This is a genomic window from Vibrio sp. RM-41-2B (genome assembly GCF_024744415.1).
Taxonomy (GTDB): Bacteria; Pseudomonadota; Gammaproteobacteria; order Enterobacterales; family Vibrionaceae; genus Vibrio; species Vibrio diabolicus.
Genome location: NZ_JAMQWD010000004.1, coordinates 187,822 through 209,095, shown reverse-complemented (window position 1 = coordinate 209,095; position 21,274 = coordinate 187,822). Strand labels below are relative to the sequence as shown.

Below are 21,274 nucleotides of genomic sequence, written 5' to 3'. Positions count from 1 at the left end.
GGACCGCTAGAGGCAAATTGGAAAGAAGTGTCAGGCCGTGAGGCGTTTTCAGATATTAGATAAAAGACTCAATAAAGATTTAATATCCTAGTGCTTTTGGTCGTAGTTACTCCAAATCGCTTTATTGAACTGAAGATTTTGATTTATAAGGTGGTTATCCGAGAAATTAGATTGTGAATATTGCCAATAGCATCCTCACGCAATTCAACTTACTTCACGGTTTACCTTATAAATGTTGGATAATTTATCAAACCGACATTCATTATATCGATAACTTGTTTATGATAGCGGTCGATATAAAAGTGCTATTCAAAGGCTTTAAACCTAAGCGTGATCTTTCGCTTAGGAACACATAACTATGACAACGGAGTTGGTCGTGAAAAAACTACTATTGGCTACAGCAGTGGTCGCAGCTGCAGGGGGCGCTGGCTACCTGTACCAAAACAATACTACCCCGAGTGATTCAGTATCACTACTTTCGCAAGTTCCTGCGGATTCGCTCATGGTGACGTATCAGACGGAACCTTTTAATCATTATAAATACATGAATGCATTTGGCACGGCTAACCAAGGCTCGATTGCTGAACTTTTTGCCGATGAACCACTTTCTCCACAGCAACAGTTTGCCGTTAACTTGTTTGATGGATATCTGGAGAGCGCTGCATCGCCAGAAACGTTAAAAGCCTACTTAGGTACCGGAGAAAACATTAATCCTGTGTTGTACACAATCGGTATGGTACCAGTGTACAAATTGAAGATTGAAGATCCTGCCGCGTTATGGAAAACATTGGATCACGAAGAGCAGATGAGCGGTGCTAAGCACGAGCTGGTTAAACTCGGTGAAGTTGAGTTTCGTCGTTACGAGATGACAGATTCGGTTGACCCGCAAGATGGCATTGGCTTGGTTGTTGCCGTGGTTGACAACGTACTTACGCTAACGGTTGATATTCCGCAACTGGGTGTTCAAAACCCGCTTAAAATGGCATTGGGACTTGAGTCACCAAGTCAAAATATTGCGGAGAGTGGACGCCTAGCGGCGTTGCAGGCTAAATACGGCGAAAACAATAACTCTTTCGGTTACTTTGATCACCGTGAATTGGTTAAAGGTTTGACGACGAAAGATGGCAATATCTTTGCGCGTCAAGTCAGTATGCTGGATGCCATTGATCCTGAGCCGACTATTCAGGAGATGCGCTCACCAGCCTGTCATACTGAACTTACTCAAGTTGCAGAAAACTGGCCTCAATCCGTCGCATTTGCGGAATACAAGTTGAAAGGCGAGCAGGCATTCATTAAAGGTGCTTTTGTTGTTGAATCGAAAAATAAAGTAATTCTAGATGCGCTTAAGTCGATTCGTGGCGTTTTGGCAGAATCGAACAATGATAAGAGCTTCTTTAGCATGGCGCTTGGTTTAGACATTAATACGCTAGCGCCATCGATTGGTCAGATTTGGAGCGACTTGACTCAGCCTCAGTACCAATGTTCTGTATTGACTCAAATGCAGCAAGAGATGGGTGGCCAAAACCCAGCCGCAGCTGTGAGCATGGGCTCCGGCATGGTTAACGGCCTGAAAGGATTAAGCCTGCAAATGTTTGATATCCACGTTGACACTAATGCTCAGCACGGTGAAGTATTTAGCCAGCTAGATGGTATGTTGTCTCTATCTGCCAATGATCCAATGATGCTGATTCAAACCGCGCAAATGTTTGTCCCTGAACTTGCTCAATTACAAATTCAGCCGGATAACCAGCCTGTTAATGTCAGTGACCTGCTAGAAATGCATACAGGCTTGAAGATGGATGTGTTTGCTCGCTTAAACGAAAACCATTTTACGCTCTACAGTGGTGAGAATGCCGAAGACGCGAGCAAAGAAGTGATGGCACAACCACTTTCTCCAAATGGCTTGTTCAGTTTTGACTTCGATTCAGAACGCATTTTGGAAGTGTTGGAAAGTGCGTCAGCCGTGACTGGTGAGCCGTTACCTGATGATGTTATGAAAAGCTTACAAGGCGAGCTTGTTGGTGGTATGACGATGGATGTAACAGATCAAGGTATTGGTTTTGAGTTTGATTACCGTGGTGCGACCAAACCCGTGACGGTTGCACAGCAGTAAAACATCGAGTAGAAAAAGGCGGCACTGTGCCGCCTTTATTTCATCGTCGAACTCAGGTTTGTTTACCATCGAGCCGTACGTTCATCAAGACTATGACTGCAACCAAACAGGGTTACTCCAGGCCGTGCTGCCGTCTTTATCTTCGACTTCTAAACTTATCCATCCCTCTGCGTCGCTAGGTATAGGTAGCGACAGCTCTATGCGTTGAGTATCAACTTTCGGGTTAATCGTCAGGGTATTCAGCACGTTGCCGCCTTTACCGATCAATCGAATTTCTTTTAGACCATCGGCTGCAACGACGTGGATGTCCCACGTATCGCCAGCTGTTGCTGTTTCACCAAACATAATGTTTTGCGGATAAAGAATAGGGCCTTGTGTTGCGTAGCCATGGCCGGCTTTAAGTGCTTGCGCAAACTTCGACGGCGTTAGCTCGCCATCGACTCTTGCCATCATTCGAATCTGCCCCGTGAGTTGGTTCCACGCATCGTGGGTGTCGGTTCCCGCCGTAAAGTACATTGCTTCACCTTGATCCCAGAGTTTATGTGCTTTCTTCAACGTTGGTTCATTGTCTACGCGCGCATTAAGCTCCATAAGGTCGAAACGATCCGTTTTACCACCAGGGACTGCATTTTTAGCGATATTCGTAAAGTAGCCATAATCGTTGTATGGATGGTTCATCGGTACGACTTCAGCCCCCATCTCATGTACGGCGTTAAGTAACGTGTGAACGTCAGCAGTGCCAGGATCGACCTTTAGCTCGGCGCCATTATCGATAGGAAATGGGTTCATATGTCCCCATGATGGCGAAACTTCGATCGACGGGATGAAAGGCACGCCACGTTTCGCAGATAGTTCTGCAAACTTCTGGTGGTTAATGGTTGAGTCATGATCGCTAATGAAAGTCAGGTCAAGATCCGTTGCCAATTGAGCGCGCACAACAATTTCTGGCGGAGTAACGCCTTCCAACACGTTGCCATGATGGTGTAAATCTGCGCCATACCAATGCTGACGGTTAGGAAACGTCACTTGAGGCACTTCTACTCGTTGCTTCGTCGTTTTACCGGACGTTAGGGTTACGTCTAATGTTTGGGTTTTAGCTGTAAAGCCTCCACCAGAGTTGATACCTAATTTGTATTGACCGGGTGCCAGTTTTAGCTCCGCATGACCTGCAGGCAGCAGATCGGTAAAGAAGGTGCGTTTACCTAAAAATTCAACCGGTGGCGCTTGACCTTCAAGGATGGTGATTCTCGCATCTTTGGCCAGACCTGATGTTGCCTCTTCAACTTGAAGTGAGAGAGTTGCTGGGCGTTTTAGAGACGTAAAATCGAGTGTTTGCTCGCTATTTCTCGCCACTTGAATCGATTGCAGCTCGCTGTTTGCGTGACCAGTCGCTGTGCCGTAGATTTGGTACTCACCCTCAGGCAGCGCCATGCTGTACTGGCCATCTTTGGCCAATGTCCAAGCATAAGGTTGTCCTTCTTTTTCGATCATCACGATGGCGTCTTCAGGAATACGACCATTATCCGCGCGTAATTGGCCGTTGATGGTGCCTGTCGCTTGTCCTAGTCGGTCAGCTTCTGCCTTGACAATGGGGGCCATGTCTCCATTTGGAACCACTTGTAATCGGGATTGGAAAGTGCGGCTTTCACCTGCTTTCAAGGTATGCCCTAGGTACATGTCACGACCATTGTATTTGACGCGATCAAAATAAGGAGCATGAAGTGCAAAGGCCCAGTCTCGATCATAAGCGACCATGCGATCGGCGAGGGCATTGTCGGCCATGGATTCTTCTTTCCCTTCCAATCCCGGCACGGCAAATTGGTAGCCAGTGTCTGGCCAAATGGTGTGCCCTGATTCTAACGCGAGATCTTTTTTACCTTGGTTGGTCATGACCGTTTTAAGCGCAATTGAGTCAGATCCAGACGCGAGTCTATACCATGTTGTGATATCAACGTTATCGAAGTTGCGGCTCACTTTAATGACCGCTTTATTGTCGCTGTCTTCGATAATTTCAATGGATTTGCGATCATTCGGCCATGCGGACCAGCTGTTAGGAATGAAGTCAGCAAAGGCAACACGGTCAAGGTCTACTTTGCCATTCTTTACTGCTGCCAAATCGACCAATGTTCCTCGCGGTACGCCCCATGGTGGTGCTGATTCAACAGCGAGAGCGAAGGCGACATGTTCGTTTTGAACGGTAATGTCTTGAGCGTGTGTAGCTTCGCCATCGGGGATCGTGGTCTTTCCTTGTGTGATACTCACTCCCGCATTCGCTGAAGTTCCAAGCAAAAGGCCAGAGATTAAAGTTGCCACTGCACTTTTTGAAAAATTATGCATGAAGACACTTCCTTTTTTTCATGATTTATTATGTGAGTTGTCGATGGCATTGTGCGTTAACTTGATTAGACGTTCAATTAAAAAGCGAAAGAAATGAAGAGGTCAACTCGTTTCTATTATTGTTTTACAATTGATTTCTGAACTTTAAGTTTTGATTTTAAAGGTTTTTTTGTTGTTTGATTCGTTTTTGTGTAGAGTAATAAAAATATTTAGAACACTAATTATTTTGGGAGGGGTGTGAACGATTCTTGGCAGCATTGAGCAAACAAAATGATAACAATTACACTGTATATGTGAGAAAAAAGGTCAAGATAGTTCTGAGAACGCATATAATATTTTGAGTTAAATTTGACTTTTTATTCTTTATATTTGGGTTTTTATCTTGTCTCTGACTAAAAGGCCTTTAATAAAGATTAGAGCAAACATAGAGACACTATGTTTTTTGAGTGAACTATATACGGTGGCAATATGTCGAAAACATATCAATTGATTGCTTGAGGTTTAGATGGGGTTTATTCGTAAATATAAACTGAGCGTAGTTTTATTTTTGAGCGGTGTGACATGTTTAATTGCGTACCACGCTCAGGGCTCTTACGTAGATGAAAATGGCTTATTAGTAGAGTCATTTGGGTTTATCCCTTTGTTTTGGCTCTTTTTAGGGTTAGCCTTCGCCTCTTTTGTGGGCACTTTTTTCAAACACCGTAATCGTAATTAAAGAGCAAACGTGAAGTTTACTCCTTTATCTGAGGATGGGAGTATTGCTGATATTTTGGTAACTCTTTCCTTAGGTTACTAAATGTTGCTCGTGCACTTTGTTTTGATAGTTTGTTGATTAGCCAGATTGGCAAAAGGCCTCCGGGGTCAGCAAACGCTTTGTAGTCAATGAGTGTCGTGCCATTAGTGAGCTTTTGTAATTCCCAAGTTGCAGCAACCGAACGAATGCGAACATAGCCCTTTTGTTCAGCAAGATATGAGTCTGGTGCGCTTTTGATTTTTATCGTGAACCCAAGCTCATCGACCCAATATTCAGAGTAGGTGAGCATATCACGATTTTTTGCAGGCCATGGCGCCGTAAATTGGGTATAAACGATGTTTTCGGTGGCTGATATTTGATTTAAAACCCGGCTATGACTGGCATTGTCAATCCAGTTCGGGATGTTGTCACTATCTTCCAATAGCGTTAAAAATGCGCCATAGCTGGTGGGTGTGAACATCCGAGCACGAATCTCAACTAAACCGTCGGTATGCTCTCGAGAGTAGATAGTGATTCCGTTATCGTCACTATCAAATTGCCAGTACTCGTTGGCTTTCGCGGTGGTGCCAGTGGATATAAAAGTGGCGAGTAGTAGCGCGCCAATTCGTAAATGCAACATCATGTTAGTACCCGCCAACTTATCCTTAGTTAAAGCTTATACGATGTGTTCTTAATTATAAGGACAATAGTCAGTCTTTTCGTTACTGTTCTGAAGGTTGATCTGCTCCAAAACCTCGTTGAATATTGGTGAGCGTTATGGCTGCAAACACCACAATAACGATTGATAGATGCCAGGCTTGGCTTAAACCAAGCTGTACCAATGTTAAGCTGACCAATGAGGATACGATCATTTGTCCACCTCCAGACATGGCTGCTGCAGCACCAGCCTGCTTTTTGTAGGGTTGCATTACCATGGCTTGCGCGCAAGGTAGGGCAATGCCGTTACCTAAGATCATTAATAGTTGCCCCAACATTAAATACAGCGGTTCTACCGGGCAGAAGAACAACCATATTGCAGCACTGAGATGCAGGAATGGACTACAAAGTAGCATTCTTTTGTTGCCGATAATTGGCCTTACTCGGTTACAAATCGTGGTGCCGCCTAACATACCTAAAGCGGGAATGAGTGCCCACATTGCGTATTGATCGGATGTCATGCCAATTTGGTCTTGCATGATAAATGGCATCACGGACACGGTCGTTATCATCAGGCTGAAGTTTAACCAACTGATGCTGGCAAAACTCATAAAGTAACGTGACGTCACCAAGTCTCGATACTGGAAAAGCATGTTGCGTGGTGACGGAATAACAGATCGTTTCGCTATGGTTTCTGTAAACTTAAAGGCGATGATTACCCAAGCGAGTGAGACATAACCTAGCAGTGAAATGAACACCATACTCCAACCAAAGTGGAAGTTGATAAAGCCGCCAATCACAGGCGCAATGAGTGGCGTGATCGAAGCTGCCATAGCGATATAAGACATGGCTACAGGGAGCTCATCACCGCTAAATCTATCTCGAGTCGATGCTCTCGCGAGTACCGCGCAGCACCCAGTTCCTAAGCCTTGTAGAAAACGCCCCATCACCATGCCTGTGAAGGTGTCACTAAGGAAAATGATCATCAATAGACCAGACATCGCGATGAGCAAGCCCGTCAGTAGCACTTTTTTTCGACCCAAAGCATCCGATACCGGACCGTAAATGAACTGAGAGGGACCAAAACCGAGTAAATAAATACTCACAAGCAGTTGGGCTTGATCAAGGGAGATAGAAAAGTCTTTTGCGATCCATGGCAAAGACGGCATAACAAGCCCCATGCTCAATTGGCCAACACTGATAATAAGACAGGCGAGTAAGATAGTGCGAAAGTTGATTGGGCGACTCATGATGGATCACCATCAGAATAACCTCTTTGCTTTCGTGTTCTGAGGCAGCCTTCATCATCCACTTCATTTAACTTAGATTTGACGCGTTTTACGGTAGATAGGCTGACATCACACTGCTCCGAAACACTCTTCAACGTATAGCCTTCTAACAGCAACGTTGCGATCTGTTGATGTTTAGTTTTGTCTGCTGGGCGTCCGCGAAATTTCTGTTTCCACAAATCTGGTTGATCTTTAATGGCTTGCCGTCCTTGCTCTGCGGCAAATAGGCGATGTTCAGTCTGCACTTTTCCATATCCAGATAACACGGTGAGTAGCGTTTGAGTTTGAACAGAATCCGGTTCAAATGTGAGTGGCTCACAAACGGTTTTTAGTGTGACCCCTTTTGCTAGTAACACTTTGATTGTATTTAACGCCTGACTAAAATCTCGACCAAATGCCGTTAGCCACCAGAGCACAATCGTATCACCTGCTTTGACGATATTGAGTAGCTGTTGGAAAGCTTCTCGTTCTACTGGAGGCATGCAACCGCGAACCTTATCCTCAAAATGTTGGGCGTCAGGCACGAACGCTTTTAGGATACCGAGGTGCTCTTGATAAGCTCGATTCTTTGGCGAGTAACGTGTGTAAAGATAAGTAGCCATATGGACTATACGCCTTTTTAATTTGGTTCATATACTGTAATGGCTCATAAATATACAGGGGTTCATTAATGCTTACAACACTAAATGGACCCGAAGTCGTTAACGGACTTCGGGTCTTTTACTATTAAGTCGTGTATATAAGCTTTCCGGGCGGTTGCCTATGATTGATCCGATTTCGGCTGGTAATGCAAAATTACCATCGAAGTAGGTGATAGCAAAACCTCACCTTCAGCATGTCCTGGGTTGAGGTTACGTACGTTTGTGTCGCAGATCGTTACCCATTCTTGCTTTCGCTCATTGGGGAGCTTAAAGCGCGCTGTGGCGTTAGTTTGGTTGATGAGATAGACCAGCTCTTGTCCTTCTTTACCGATACCAAGGTGAAGTGCGACAGAGCTTAAACGGTTCCAATCATCGTGCTCCATTAAGCGACCGTCTGTTCGGCGCCAGAAAATGCGGTTGTTATTGCGGTTTTCGCCACTGAAAGCTCGGATAAATGGCACCATGTATTGATTTCGGTTGGCGACCATTTGTGACATCCACGTTTTGAAATGTTGCTTACGCTCCGTTTCTCCCCAGTGAAGCCAACTGGTTTCGTTATCTTGGCAATAGGCATTATTGTTACCGCCTTGGGTGTGAGACAGCACGTCAGCAGTGAGAATGTGTGGGATACCGAAGGCAAACAGCAAGCTAGCAATAAGGTTGCGTTTTTGCTTCTCACGCGTGGCGATGATCATCAGATTTTCGGTCTCGCCTTCAACACCGTAGTTTTCTGAACGATTGTCGCCGTGACCGTCGCGATTTTCTTCGCCATTGGCTTCGTTATGTTTGTGCTTGTAAGACACTAAATCTTGCAGTGTGAAGCCATCGTGATACGTGATGTAATTTACGGTGAGTTTGTATGGCCAGTTCGCTGCACTGTAAATGTCACGAGAGCCCATTAATCGAGTGGCAAACTCTTTTAAATAGCCTTGATCACCGCGCCAAAAACTGCGGGAAATATCACGCAGTTTGTCATTACACTCGTTCCAGCCAAATGGAAAGTTACCCACTTGGTAGCCATTTGGACCAATATCCCAAGGTTCGGCAATCAATTTGGTTTCACGCAAAATAGGGTCTTGCGCAACGGCTTTAAAGAAAGCTGCTTCTGGGTTGTAATCATCGCCCTGTCGACCTAACGTTGCAGCCAAGTCGAAACGAAAACCATCGACTTTAAATTCGCTAACCCAGTAGCGCAATGTATCCATTACAAGGTTTAAAGCGGGTTGATAGGTGAGATCGACCGTGTTGCCACAACCAGTGTAATTTGCGAAGTGGTTGCCATGTTTGATGTAAAAACGGGAATCGAGCGCTTTCAGGTTGAAAATTGTAGGCCCTTCCCCCCCCTCTGCGGTGTGGTTGTAAACTACGTCGAGAATCACTTCGATGCCGTTTTTGTGCAGTTCCCGAATCGTTGTTTTGAGCTCTGTGACGGCGTCTTTTTCTGCATAGCGCGGATCAGGCACCATAAAGAGATAAGGGTTGTATCCCCAATAGTTGACCTTTTCCATCTCTAGTAGGTGAGGTTCATGCATACACGCAGCGACAGGTAGCAATTGCAGCGTGTTGATGTTTTGCTGTTCATAAAAGGCCAGCATTTCAGGTGATGCAAGACCTAAATAGCGCCCCTTCAGTTTGTCCTCAACTTCTGGGTGGAGTTGGGTAAGCCCTTTGACGTGTGTCTCAAACAACACCATCTCTTCTCTTGGTATACGCGGATGATCCGTCTCTTGCCAGTCAAAATTATCTTCGATAACGATGCACTTCGGCATATCGAAACTTTTGGCTGGAGAGTAGGGAGGGTGGTAGTGGAGGGCTTTATCAATTGACTTTGCGTAAGGGTCAGAAATTAATAGTGGCTCTTCCTTGTGGGAGACAAGGTAACCGTATTTTTGCCCCGGCTTAATATCCGGAATAAAAGTATGACGTATGCCAGCGTATTCATTCGGTAAATCATGAAGCGCGTAACTGCCATCGTCTGCAAACAGGGCGAGTTTTATGTCTTTATTCCCTGGTGCGTGAATAGAGAAGTTACAACCTTCTTTATTTACAGTTGCACCCAAGGGGTATGGGCGAGAGAGAAGTCGTGTCATCGGAGATACTTTATTTAATATTTATTGCTACCTTTAGGAAACTATAAGTTAAAAACTTTGTCTTACTAAGGTCAACCACCCTAAATATAAAAATATTCATGTAATTTAATTACTTTATGTGACGGCTTAGAGTCAAAAATATGAAATGGCTATCACTTTGTAGCGGCTCAAAACCGAATAAACTTACTAATTCCTCCCTAGATTGGTGATCTGACTCGAAAAAACACCATTCGGTAAATTTTCTACTCCCTTCTCATCCCCCCTAAATTAGTTTGGGGCGGAGGAAGTCATCCTTGTACGCCTCGGGTAATCTCAAAACTGTTGAAACAAACGGGGATTCGTTCCCATCTTACCTCTCTTTCTTTAGGTGTGTTTTTACTGCCTATATTCACCTAAAAGAGTGAGCAGGGAAGACAGAATTATAAATACCCTTAATGGAGTTAAGAATGAAAAAAGTAAGTGCAATTGCTGCTGCTGTAGCTGCAACTTTAGCTGCTGGTTCTGCATTCGCAGTGGATTTCCACGGTTACATGCGTGCTGGCGTTGGCGTGAACGCTGACGGTGGTCAACAATTAACATTCGAAAAGAACAAGATCGGTCGTCTAGGTAATGAAAGCGATATCTACGGCGAGATTCAACTAGGTAAAGAAGTTTACAACAACAACGGCAAAACGTTCTACGTAGACTCTATGGTTGCAATGACTTCTAACGGTTCAAACGACTGGGAAAGCACTTCTGCTAACTGTGGTTTGGATAACGGCGAAGTGAAATGTGTAGACGATGCACAATTCGCACTACGTCAGTTCAACGTTCAAGCTAAAGGCCTACTAAACTTTGCTCCTGAAGCAACGCTTTGGGCAGGTAAACGCTACTACCAACGTCACGACATTCATATCTCTGACTTCTACTACTGGAACATCTCTGGCGCGGGCGCTGGTGTTGAAGGTATCGAAGCTGGTCCTGGTAAAGTTTCTTTCGCTTGGGTTCGTAACGACCGCGGCGATATCGCAGACCCAGGCAACGATGGTGGCGCAACAAACGTAAACACTCTAGACGTACGTTACGCAGGTCTTCCTCTATGGGACAACGGCTCTCTAGAAATGGGCTTGAACTACGCAATTCTTAACGAAACTGACGCTGCGCCAAACGGCACTAAAGATGCGAAAAACGGCGTAATGTTCACAGCAGAATTGACTCAAGGTCTAGACGCTGGTTTCAACAAAACAGTGCTTCAGTACGGTACTGAAGGTTACTCAAAAACAATGGCATTCTACGGCGACGGTAGCTGGTACGGCGCAGAAGCTGACAACGGTGCATCTGGTTACCGCCTAATCAACTGGGGTGTAATCGGCATGGGCGACAGCTGGGAAATGGGTCACCAGTTAGTGTACGGTGTTGGTGAAGACATGTGGGCTGGCCAAGACAAGTGGGAAACAATGTCTGTTGTTGTTCGTCCAATGTACAAATGGGATGACAACCACAAAACTATCTTCGAAGCTGGTTACGCTATCGACGATAACGACGGCGAAGAAAACAAATACGGTAAGCTAACTGTTGCTCAAGCATGGTCTGCTGGTTCTAGCTTCTGGGCTCGTCCTGAAATCCGTGTTTACGCTTCTTACCTAACGGCTGACAAAGAAGACAACTCAAACACATTTGACAACGGTCGTTCAGACGATACATTCCAATTCGGTGTACAAGCTGAAGCTTGGTGGTAATCATCTAACCACTAAGTCCTAAATTGTCCTAGAATGATACAGCCAGAACTTATCTGGCTGTATTTATTTAAAAAACAATAAAGAGTCGAGGTAGACAGTAATGAAAAAATGGCTTGCTCCCGTACTGCTGGGCATGTTGGCTACTGGTTGTGCGTCTGTAGAACAAGTAGAGATGAGTCCAAAAGGTCAGCAACAAGTGATCACGCAATCGGGTGATATTCAATGGGTACCGCTTAACGTGCCTGTGGTTACTGAATTCGCTTTGACTGATAAAAGCCAAATGTTGTTGGATGGTAACAGTGCTGGCGCTATTGCAGCGTTTGCTCTTCCAGGTAACCGTGGCAGTCTCGATATCAAATTAGAGACATTCGTAAGTAAAGAACTTCAATTTTATGCTCCTAATGTTGCAGTGATGAACTCGGCAGGAGAAACCATTTACCAAGCAGATTTTTCAAAGTTTAAGTACGAACCAGCAAAACTGTTGGACAACGATAAATTCGTACTTGATCTCAATGTGATTCCAGACATGACAGGTAACGATCTGCATGTGTTGGTTTACACTACTTCCGCCGATCTAAAAGGAAGTACACAAGTTTTACACCCTGCAAAAGCCTTCGCCATGGCGCGTCACACTCAGCCGCCAGATATTGCAGACCCTCTAGCGAAACATAGCCCACTAGGTCAGTTCCGCTTTTCGGTATCCGCGAATGATATTGTGAATACTAAGATTGTTGCGAAAAACGACAACATTCCCCAAGGTACGGACCTTACTAGCTACTACTACAGCTCAATTGAAGCGGCAGTGGCAGCGAACGATATTCCTAAAGCACTCACCTTGCTCGATGAAGCAAAAGAACTGGGTATTGAAGGTGCGCAACAAGTGTTTGTGAAAGCCGTAAATAAAAAATAACTGAATATAAAAGGCCAGCAAAATGCTGGCCTTTTTTCATAGAATATAAACCAATAAAAATACCCCTACATAGAGTTATCTTATTCACATAATTATTTTTATTGTTTTGTTTTTTATATTGGTTAGATCAATAATTATTGACAGTGCCTAACTTGTTTTTTTACTTAGGAAATAAATAAACTTCTCGAAGTAATTTAAATTCGAAATCCGACGATATTTATTTATCGTTTGATATTTCCATTTTAATAACGATTAATATTTCTTTTAACCGTTGAGTTTATTTTGCTTTGGATATACTAAAAAGGAATTACGTGAAATGAACATGATGAAGACCTCTCTTGCTGCTGCCCTACTTGTTGCCTTAGTAGGTTGTCAATCGACGGCAGAACCTGAAGCGGCCGCAGAGCCAGTTGTTAATATGTCTCAAGACGAAGTGGTTGCTTTCATGAAAGCGTGTGACAACCCTGATAGCACAGCGAAAGGACCTATTTCTAAACCACTATTTGTGGTGGGTACGTTTGCGGATTCCGATTGGAAACACGTGCCTCAGCGTCAATATACCTACAAAGGGAATAATTTCTACCAAGCAGTGGTTCAAGAAAAAGTAGGCTCCTACAAAATGCAGTACGCGACCGAGTTGTGGTTCCCACAATTTACCGCAAAAGGCAATCGAATGAACGTTGGTGAATTAACACCATTAACATTTGGTGGTTACGGTACGGATACTTCGGTTGATATTAAAGAAGATGGTAAATATGTATGGAGTCTTCAGTTTGAAGGAAAAGGTAAACCTGTTCATGTCATGGTAAATAAGTGCCAATAATATTCCATTCAGTTATTTAAAATCTATTTTTATTTATTAACCCCTGCATAAAACACATGTCGGGGTTAATTTTATTACTCAAATGTCAGTAGTTTATTTGAGTAAGTTAGGGAGAATAAAATGCGTAATATCCTACGTAACCATCGCCTGTCTCGCTCGTTGCTTGCGTTAAGTGTGATTGGTGCTTTATCTGCGTGTAATTCTTCTGGTGGTGGCGACACTAATAGCAGCACTCCGCTACCGGATACCAGTTATGCTTGCCAAGCCAATGTCATGGCGCAAAGTAACCAACTTCGTACTTATCAAATCATGGTAGAGAGTTTTGTGGATGGTGATGCGAGCATTGGTCACGGTACAGGTTATGGCACCAGCCATCATAACGGCGATTTGCAAGGAGTGATTGATTCACTCGATTACATCCAAGATTTAGGGATGAACGCGATTTGGTTGACGCCAGTTTTTGAGTCTGAAGCGATAGCAGGACAAGATCACTGGGCCGATCGTTTGGATGCCACGGGCTATTTTGCGACAGATTACTTTAAGATCGACCCAAAATTTGGTGATTTAGCGACCGCGAAAACCCTAGTTGAAGAAGCACACAAACGTGGTTTGTACGTATTTTTTGATGGCGTATTTGGTCATCACAAAGATGGCTTGATCAAACCCTCACCTTCCGGTTTGCTGCCATCTGGATCAAGCAACCCGGTTGATTATCCGGCCAGTCTCGATTTCTACAAAGAAGTGGCGACGTATTGGATCAAAGAGCTCAAGATTGACGGCTGGCGTTTAGATCAAGCCTATCAAGTTCCGACAGACGCTTGGACACAACTTCGTAAAGCTGTCGATGAAGCCTCGCAAGGTGTGACGTACACCAATAGCAAAGGTGAACAAGTGAATCCGTTGGGTTACATGGTGGCAGAGATTTGGAAAGGGGAGTCTGAGATCGCGAATGAGGCGTATGGATCGAACAGCGATCCAGCATTGTGCTCTGCATTTGACTTCCCAATGCGCTATCGCATCGTAGAAACACTGGCCGTGAATGAGAGCGGCGTGGGTGGTCGCGGTGTGGATTGGCTAGACAACGGCTATAGCACACACAACCAATATCCAACGCATGCGCAGCCGAATTTGATGATCGGCAACCATGATTTAGTGCGCTTTGGTGACTTGTTGCAACGCGGAAACTTGGCGGATGTGAATGATGCAGAATATTGGTTACGCCATAAAGCCGCATTTGCTTTCCAAGCGGCGTACACCGGGCCAATCACGTTGTACTACGGTGATGAAATCGGGGATCAAGTGGATGGTTTTGCCGCAAAAGAAGACAACAGCACCTGTGCCATTCAAGGTTTGTGCGATGATCACGTTGCGCGCAGTAGTGCGAAAATTGAAGGCGTGACGGCGACGCTTGATGCAAACCAAGCCGATCTCAAATCTTATGTGACATCGCTGATGACAATGCGCGATGCGCATCCTGCACTTTATCAAGGGTCACGCACGAATTTAGTTGCGAGTAACGGCAGTTATGTGGACTTGAAACAATCTGGTTCGGACAAAGTCTTGTTTGCGCTAAATACCTTAGAGAGCGCTAGAAGCGTCACTCTTACTCAGGAGAGTGTTGGTACTGGTGAGTTGGTGGATTTGCTCACGAATGAAAAAATTACTCCGAGTAATGGTCAATATCAGATTCTAATGTCGCCACTACAAGGACGATTCTTTGCGGTAAAACCTTAAGGAATTATCCAGAATTGATGCTCACCAGTTGAGCTGACCACAAGCTTTCTTATAAACAAGCCAAGTGTTGTTGCTGACCCCCATAGGCGCACACTTGGCTTTTTTCCGTCCGTTTTACTTTTCCCTTAATGGTTTTCCAACGATGTGGTCAACAGGTCGCTTCGCTTTTTGTATTGGCGTTTGTTTTCAGCCGGTAGATATTTGTGAGATAAGCTGCACATTAAAAAGTAAATTAACACTTGTGCAACGTAAAAGTGTGACCGAAGGATTACTTATGCCTTACTAATATGTTTATCGTGTTTGGGATTTACATAACTAATGGAAAAGTATAATGAAATCCATAACGAAACCCCTCTGTCTTCTTGCTGTTATTAGCTCTCCGCTTGCATATAGCCAAATTCTCAATGGTGACTTTGAACAGTGGAATGGCAGTGCGCCTACGCAGTGGTCAGTGATTGACGCTGGCATCGCGGTGTCGCCAAGCAGCGAACAAATCAAATCGGGCGGCCTGGCTGCTCAAGTCGTCGTGAATACAGGTACCCAAAGCAACACTGACCTTTTGCAAACCATTAATGTGGAGCAAGGGAAAACCTATCCGTTTTCTGTCTCGGTTTATCACACCGAAGGAAATGTAAAAGCACGTCTGGTGGTTGATGGTTATCACAATTACTCAGATCCGCAGCAGGTAAACCAGTGGCAAGAGCTGGCGCATAACTATACTGCGAGTTCGAACAAGACCATCAATGTCGGGTTGCGTTTTTATGATGAGGCCGGGTTTGATGGCTCAGAAGTTGTCTACGTCGATAATTTTCAACCGACCGAGACAAGTACACAACCTCCTGTAGAAAGCTGTAGTGATCATGAAGTGCTTCTTACACTCACGACGGACAACTATGGCTCAGAAACTAGCTGGGAGTTGAAAAATAGCCAAGCGCAAGTGCTTTTCTCTGGTCAGGGGTATGAGTCGTCAACCACTGTTGAAAAGACCATGTGTTTAGCCGATGGTAACTACCAATTTACGATTCAAGACAGCTATGGCGACGGCATTTGCTGTGGCAATGGGTCGGGGTCTTACGCGTTGAAGGTGGGTGATAATACGCTTGCCTCTGGCGATGAATTTGCGAAAAGCGAAACCACCGACTTTACGTTAGGTGACTCAACCACGACCCCACCAGTGGTTGATGGTTACTACCAAGCGGCGTCTGGCAAGACGGGCTACGCTCTAAAAACGGCGCTGTTTAACATCATCAACAACCACACTAGCCGAGGTTATTCTGCGGTGTGGACCTTGGTAAAAGATGCCGATATTGATCGTTATTACGAAAATGATGGCTCCATTCTCGATATGTATTCAGAGAAACCTGCGGGCAGTGATGCTATCAGCTTCACGAAAGTGACAGACCAATGTGGTCAATATAGCCAAGAAGGGGATTGCTACAACCGTGAACACTCGTTCCCGAAAAGCTGGTTTGGCGGTAAAGTTGAACCGATGAACTCCGATGGTCATCATTTGTTTGCGACCGATGGTTATGTGAACGCGAAGCGCAGTAACTGGCCATTTGGTGAAGTTGCCACCGCGACGTACGTGTCTAGTAACGGTTCTAAACTTGGCCAAGCAAGCACTAGTCTGGGCTACTCCGGTACGGTGTTTGAGCCGATCGATGAGTTTAAAGGCGATTTTGCTCGTGCCTATTTCTACATGGCAACCCGCTATGAAAATGTTGTAGGTAACTGGGAAGGCAATTCAAGCAATGCGGATGCTGTCCTTGATGGTTCAAGTTCAACGGTTTTTGAACCTTGGATGTTAAACATGCTGAAACGTTGGCACAAAAATGATCCCGTTAGTGAAAAAGAACAAAACCGCAATCAACAAGTGTTTGAGTTTCAGGGCAATCGTAATCCATTCATTGATCACCCTGAGTTTGTTGAACAGATTTGGGGAAACTAACACCTTCTTGATTTTGGTATCCACCATTTAGTGACGCCAACAAAACAAAGGGGAAGCGTGATGCTTCCCCTTTTTCATTACGGATGTTTTTAAATGAAACTAGTTTTTCGTTACCGTCACGATTGGCGCCGACTTGTCAGCCGCGTTGAAGTGGAAGTTGTAATTTCCCGCTTCTGCAATCGCAATTTTGAGGTTTGCACTATCGCCACCGACTTCCATCGTTAGCGCTTTACCAAGCTCAACACTACCTTCGCCACCGAAGTTGGTGTCTGCTGCCCAGTCTGCGCTCGCAACTTTCATCTCGTAGTTGCCCGCCGCTAGGTCAATGTCTAGCGAGTAAACGTCATTTGCTACATAGCTGAACTTCGCAGTTGAGTCTTGCACTGGAGTATCCCATGTGGTGATAGTGCCACGTAGGTAAAGTGCTGTTTCACCGAACGTTGGTGCATCTGCTGACTTCGTCACTGAAACGACAGGTTTTTCTACGCTTTCATCTTGAACATGTAACGCGTTCAGAGTGAAGTTGTACTTACCAGTTTCAGCGACAGACAACGTACAGTTCCCCGCAGAGCCTAAGTCTAGTGAGCCAGAAGCCAAATCCGCAGCATCACAACCGATGTTTGGATTTGCCCATCCTGAGTCTGCAAATTTGAACTCGTGTTCACCTGCTTCAAGAACGCCAGTTACAGAGTACATGCCGTTGCCAATAAAGGTCATCGCCCAGTCACTGCTATCTGACCACTCGTTCATGGTGCCTTTGACGTAAACCACGGTTTCGCCGTAAGGAGGAATGCTCGATACGTCTTTATTGTCCGTGTTTACTGGTAGGCCTGCACCCTGCGTGCCGTCTTGTGGCTGTACGAATACCGCTGTTGTCAGTGCTGGTACTGTGAACGTTTCATTGGCGAAGCTTGCACCTTTGACAATGTCATCCGCAGAGTTTTGTTGAACTTCATGCAGCTCGAAACCAGTTGCGCCAGCAACTTTGAAAGATTTTTCAGTTGATGTTGAGTTCACAACGGCCACGATTGCATCGTAGTTCGAATCCAAATCGGCACCTGCTGATGTGCCATCGTCGATAGACATCACAATCAAGCCTTCTACTTGGTCTTGGCCCACGTTGCGGAAATCAACACGATTCATCACTTCTTGCGCGGTGTCTAAGCGGAACAGTTCGCTTGTACTGCGGATTTTTAGTAGCTCTAGGAATTGTTGCTTAGTCAGCTCGATGTCCGTTGAGTCTGGTTTCGCCGTGCTGTCACCGACGATGGTTTTGATCAACTCCCAGTTTGCACCGTCTTTGTCTTCACGTGGTAGACCAACGTTCCAGTTATTGTCGCTTCCATCGAAGAATACACGGTTGAACCAGTCACCAGAATCGTACGAGTCACGCTGCATTGACTTAGAGCGCAATAGCTCAGAACCCATGTGAATGAACGGAATACCTTGACCTAGCATCACCGTTGATAGTGATACAGACTGCATTCGTGCTCGCTCAGCAGATGAAGTACCTGTCGCAATCTTGTAAGCGTTGTTGTCCCACAGCGTTTGGTTATCGTGCTTAGACACGTAGGAAATGTTCTCTGATGGCACTTTTGTGTAGCCTGCTGGAGCACCATTGTAATCAACATTCTTACCAAGTTTGGTTTCGCCTTTGTAATCCAGAAGGACGTAGTCAGCTAAGTTACCAGCCATACCTAGACGAACCAGATCTTGGTTGTGTAGGCGGCCATTCACAGATTCTGCATCAGTTTTAGTTTCTTCGTTCGGGTAAGCAGCGTTACCAAAGCCTTGGTTGAAGCGAAGTGGGTGCTTACCTTCTGAATCTACACCGCCATCAAACGGGCTTCCGCCACGAACTGCGTCACGCAGACGATCAGAGAAAGTACCGATTTCTGTCCCCGCCATGTTGACTTGTGTTGCTTGATCGAAGCGAGCGTTTTGCGCGACTTCACCGAAGTCCCAGCCTTCGCCGTAGAATAAAGTATTCGGATCAATTTCACGGACTTTTTCAAGTGCGTAAACCATGACATCTTTCGGCTGGTGGCCCATAAGGTCAAAACGGAAACCATCGACTTTATAGTCATCCGCCCACACCATCAATGAGTCAACCATCAGTTTACCCATCATTAGGTTTTCGGTGGCGGTGTTATCACAACAGGTTGAGTTTTCTACGCCGCCAGTGTTGACGTTTAGGCGGTGGTAGTACCCAGGGACAATCTTATCCAGTACTGATTTTTCGTTCACACCAGATGCATTTGTGTGGTTGTACACGACGTCCATGACCAGTTTTAGATCCATTTTATGCGTTGCTTGAACCATTTCGCGGAACTCAAGAATACGCTTAGACCCGTTAGGATCGGTCGCATAACTGCCTTCTGGCACGGTGTAGTGGTAAGGGTCGTAACCCCAGTTGAAGCTGTCTAGCATGCGAAGATCGCTCATCAACGCTTGTGCTTTGCCCGTTGTTGGGTCGTAGCTATTTAATACCTCTTCAATCACTTTGCCGTCATCTTCGGTCTCACAAATGGAGGCTTCTGGCTTGATGCCACAAAGCTTACCCACGGTGTCGGTGATATCGACTCGCTGGTCAGCGTCTTCATCCACGGTTGCAATATCAAATGCTGGCAGGATATGCAGCGTTGTTAGGCCAGCATCTTTTAAAGCTTGTAAGTGAGATACAGACTCACGCTCAGGTTCTGTAAGCGCCAGATATTTGCCATCAAGACTTGGTGTGCCTTTGCTGTCGTTAAAGCTGAAATCACGAATGTGTGACTCGTACAGGACGTGGTCTTCGTCTTTTTTAACCGTTGGGCGTGCGTAGTTTTTCCAATCTTGAGGCATTAAGCTTGGATCATTTAAATCAACCACTTGCGAGTATCGTGAGTTCTTAGACAAGCTCATTGAATATGGGTCTGTTACCAAACGAGTTTCAACGACCCCAGTTGTAGGGTGGTACACCTTAACTTGGTAGCGATAGTATTTGTTAACAACATTACTTTGTGCCTCAGAAGCCCAGATACCTGTTGCTGGATCTTCTGTCATTGCAACGGTCGCTTCTTCTGCTAAGTTTTCATCGTAGATAATAAGATCAACATCTTGAGCAGTTGGTGCCCATAGTTTGAAGGTTGCAGCACCGCCTTCCACAATCGCGCCGAGTTCTTGACCAATCGCGTTACCTGCCTTGGAATCGGCAAATACTGCATCGAGAACGCCCGGCTTTTGCACTTCAGTTGCAGAAATGACGTCACCATTTGCGTTGTAAGCTACCATAACGATTTGTGATTTCAGGATCGTGCGTAGAGTCGCGTCATCGACATCAATGCCTGCAGCTTGGAGGCTAGCAAGGTGACGGAAGCGTGATTTCAGACCATCAGATAAATCACCTGCTTTCGTCAACTCAACCGCCGTGCCACCAGAGATTTGCTTGTCTTCATCCATTTTAATGTCGTTGCTGAGGCTGTAGAACAGCTTCATGGAATCCGCATTGGCCGCCGCTTCCCACGCGATGGTGTTGGCATCTAGCCAATGCGCTTTTTGACCATCAATATCAACAGGGCGTTCTTCGATTGGCTCGTAGTAAAGCTCACTGCTGCCGTGGAAGCCAAACAACCCTTTAGATTCGCCGATTTTCGTCAGCTCCACTTTTGAGTTTGCACTGCCGAATGCTTTCTCATCACCTTTGTGCAGAATGAAGTTCATGCATTCGTGTGGGTCAGAGGCATCTGGGTTCACTTTCAGTACGTAGTAAGCACCGTAGGTGTCGTTGATGCCATCGAATGGATGCGGTGCCGACCAATCCGTTCCTGTGCCAGGAATGCCCATTGCGTCTAAATCTGTGCTGGTACAGCCTTCACCGTTCCACAGGTGCAAGCCCCAACCTTCGTAGTCGCTGGCCGTTGAAGCGGACGCCACATCGCGTTTGTAATAAATGACGACCTCGTTCTCTCCCGCAGGGTACAAGCCTGAGCCTGGGTTCGTCGTATCTTCGTTCGTGCTATCACTACCACAACCGCTGATGACTGCGACGGAAATCAAAGGCAGTACGGTTTTGGCAATTGTTGATAATTTAAATGTCTTATTGTCCACGTTTACAAATCCATTGTTATTGAATTGATATTGAGCTGCGCGCTGCCTTCGCTGACTCAGTCATCAAGAAGGTTTCGCACACGCTAGAAAGGCAGATGCCGAAAAAGGAAATGTTCAACTAGATGCTAATACACTGAATCATCAGCAAAATGTGAGAGCAGGCAGTTAAGTTTTTTACAAGTGAAAATTTTC

The 21,274-nt window shown here is 45.4% G+C and carries 13 protein-coding genes; 7 read left to right on the top strand and 6 right to left on the bottom strand.

The window, feature by feature from the left end:
* Window positions 1-358 precede the first annotated feature (358 nt).
* Window positions 359-2,113 carry a hypothetical protein gene (locus NB463_RS02405; protein WP_199804530.1) on the top strand — a complete coding sequence of 585 codons (1,755 nt, stop codon included), beginning with the start codon at window positions 359-361 and terminating at the stop codon, window positions 2,111-2,113.
* 90 nt (window positions 2,114-2,203) lie between these two features.
* Here NB463_RS02405 and NB463_RS02400 read toward each other — a convergent pair whose 3' ends face one another.
* A complete protein-coding gene (locus tag NB463_RS02400; RefSeq protein ID WP_258430963.1) occupies window positions 2,204-4,450 on the bottom strand; it encodes a CehA/McbA family metallohydrolase in 2,247 nt (748 codons plus the stop codon).
* Window positions 4,451-4,955: 505 nt separating this feature from the next.
* Here NB463_RS02400 and NB463_RS02395 point away from each other — a divergent pair.
* On the top strand, window positions 4,956-5,165 hold the full coding sequence (locus tag NB463_RS02395; RefSeq protein ID WP_005395601.1) for a DUF3955 domain-containing protein: 210 nt from the start codon (window positions 4,956-4,958) through the stop codon (window positions 5,163-5,165).
* Window positions 5,166-5,181: 16 nt separating this feature from the next.
* Here NB463_RS02395 and NB463_RS02390 read toward each other — a convergent pair whose 3' ends face one another.
* The 4 genes from NB463_RS02390 to glgX form a co-directional block, all read right to left on the bottom strand.
* On the bottom strand, window positions 5,182-5,826 hold the full coding sequence (locus tag NB463_RS02390) for an START domain-containing protein (RefSeq protein WP_209021023.1): 645 nt from the start codon (window positions 5,824-5,826) through the stop codon (window positions 5,182-5,184).
* A 79-nt stretch (window positions 5,827-5,905) separates the two neighbouring features.
* On the bottom strand, window positions 5,906-7,090 hold the full coding sequence (locus NB463_RS02385; RefSeq protein ID WP_048625450.1) for a multidrug effflux MFS transporter: 1,185 nt from the start codon (window positions 7,088-7,090) through the stop codon (window positions 5,906-5,908).
* Window positions 7,087-7,731: a recombinase family protein gene (locus NB463_RS02380; protein ID WP_053808236.1), complete on the bottom strand. Its 645-nt coding sequence runs from the start codon at window positions 7,729-7,731 to the stop codon at window positions 7,087-7,089. The genes NB463_RS02385 and NB463_RS02380 overlap by 4 nt, the downstream gene beginning before the upstream one ends.
* A gap of 158 nt (window positions 7,732-7,889) precedes the next feature.
* Window positions 7,890-9,860: a glycogen debranching protein GlgX gene (gene glgX / locus NB463_RS02375; protein ID WP_258430383.1), complete on the bottom strand. Its 1,971-nt coding sequence runs from the start codon at window positions 9,858-9,860 to the stop codon at window positions 7,890-7,892.
* A gap of 446 nt (window positions 9,861-10,306) precedes the next feature.
* Between glgX and NB463_RS02370 the strand changes: the two genes are divergently transcribed.
* The 5 genes from NB463_RS02370 (at window position 10,307) to NB463_RS02350 (ending at window position 16,993) form a co-directional block, all read left to right on the top strand.
* Window positions 10,307-11,578, top strand: a complete 1,272-nt coding sequence (locus tag NB463_RS02370; protein ID WP_005374784.1) for a maltoporin — start codon at window positions 10,307-10,309, stop codon at window positions 11,576-11,578.
* Between the two features lie 100 nt (window positions 11,579-11,678).
* Window positions 11,679-12,488 (top strand): MalM family protein, encoded by an 810-nt coding sequence (locus NB463_RS02365; RefSeq protein WP_170892488.1) that lies wholly within the window; start codon window positions 11,679-11,681, stop codon window positions 12,486-12,488.
* Window positions 12,489-12,804: 316 nt separating this feature from the next.
* Window positions 12,805-13,311, top strand: coding sequence for a hypothetical protein (locus tag NB463_RS02360; protein WP_005374788.1), 507 nt, complete (start codon window positions 12,805-12,807; stop codon window positions 13,309-13,311).
* Between the two features lie 120 nt (window positions 13,312-13,431).
* Complete coding sequence (locus NB463_RS02355) at window positions 13,432-15,045, top strand: alpha-amylase family glycosyl hydrolase (RefSeq protein ID WP_258432289.1); 1,614 nt, start codon at window positions 13,432-13,434, stop codon at window positions 15,043-15,045.
* A 331-nt stretch (window positions 15,046-15,376) separates the two neighbouring features.
* Window positions 15,377-16,993 carry an endonuclease gene (locus NB463_RS02350; RefSeq protein ID WP_258432290.1) on the top strand — a complete coding sequence of 539 codons (1,617 nt, stop codon included), beginning with the start codon at window positions 15,377-15,379 and terminating at the stop codon, window positions 16,991-16,993.
* Between the two features lie 99 nt (window positions 16,994-17,092).
* On the opposite strand, the gene pulA is transcribed toward NB463_RS02350, so the two are convergent.
* Window positions 17,093-21,082, bottom strand: coding sequence for a pullulanase-type alpha-1,6-glucosidase (pulA, locus tag NB463_RS02345; RefSeq protein ID WP_258432291.1), 3,990 nt, complete (start codon window positions 21,080-21,082; stop codon window positions 17,093-17,095).
* Window positions 21,083-21,274: the final 192 nt, after the last annotated feature.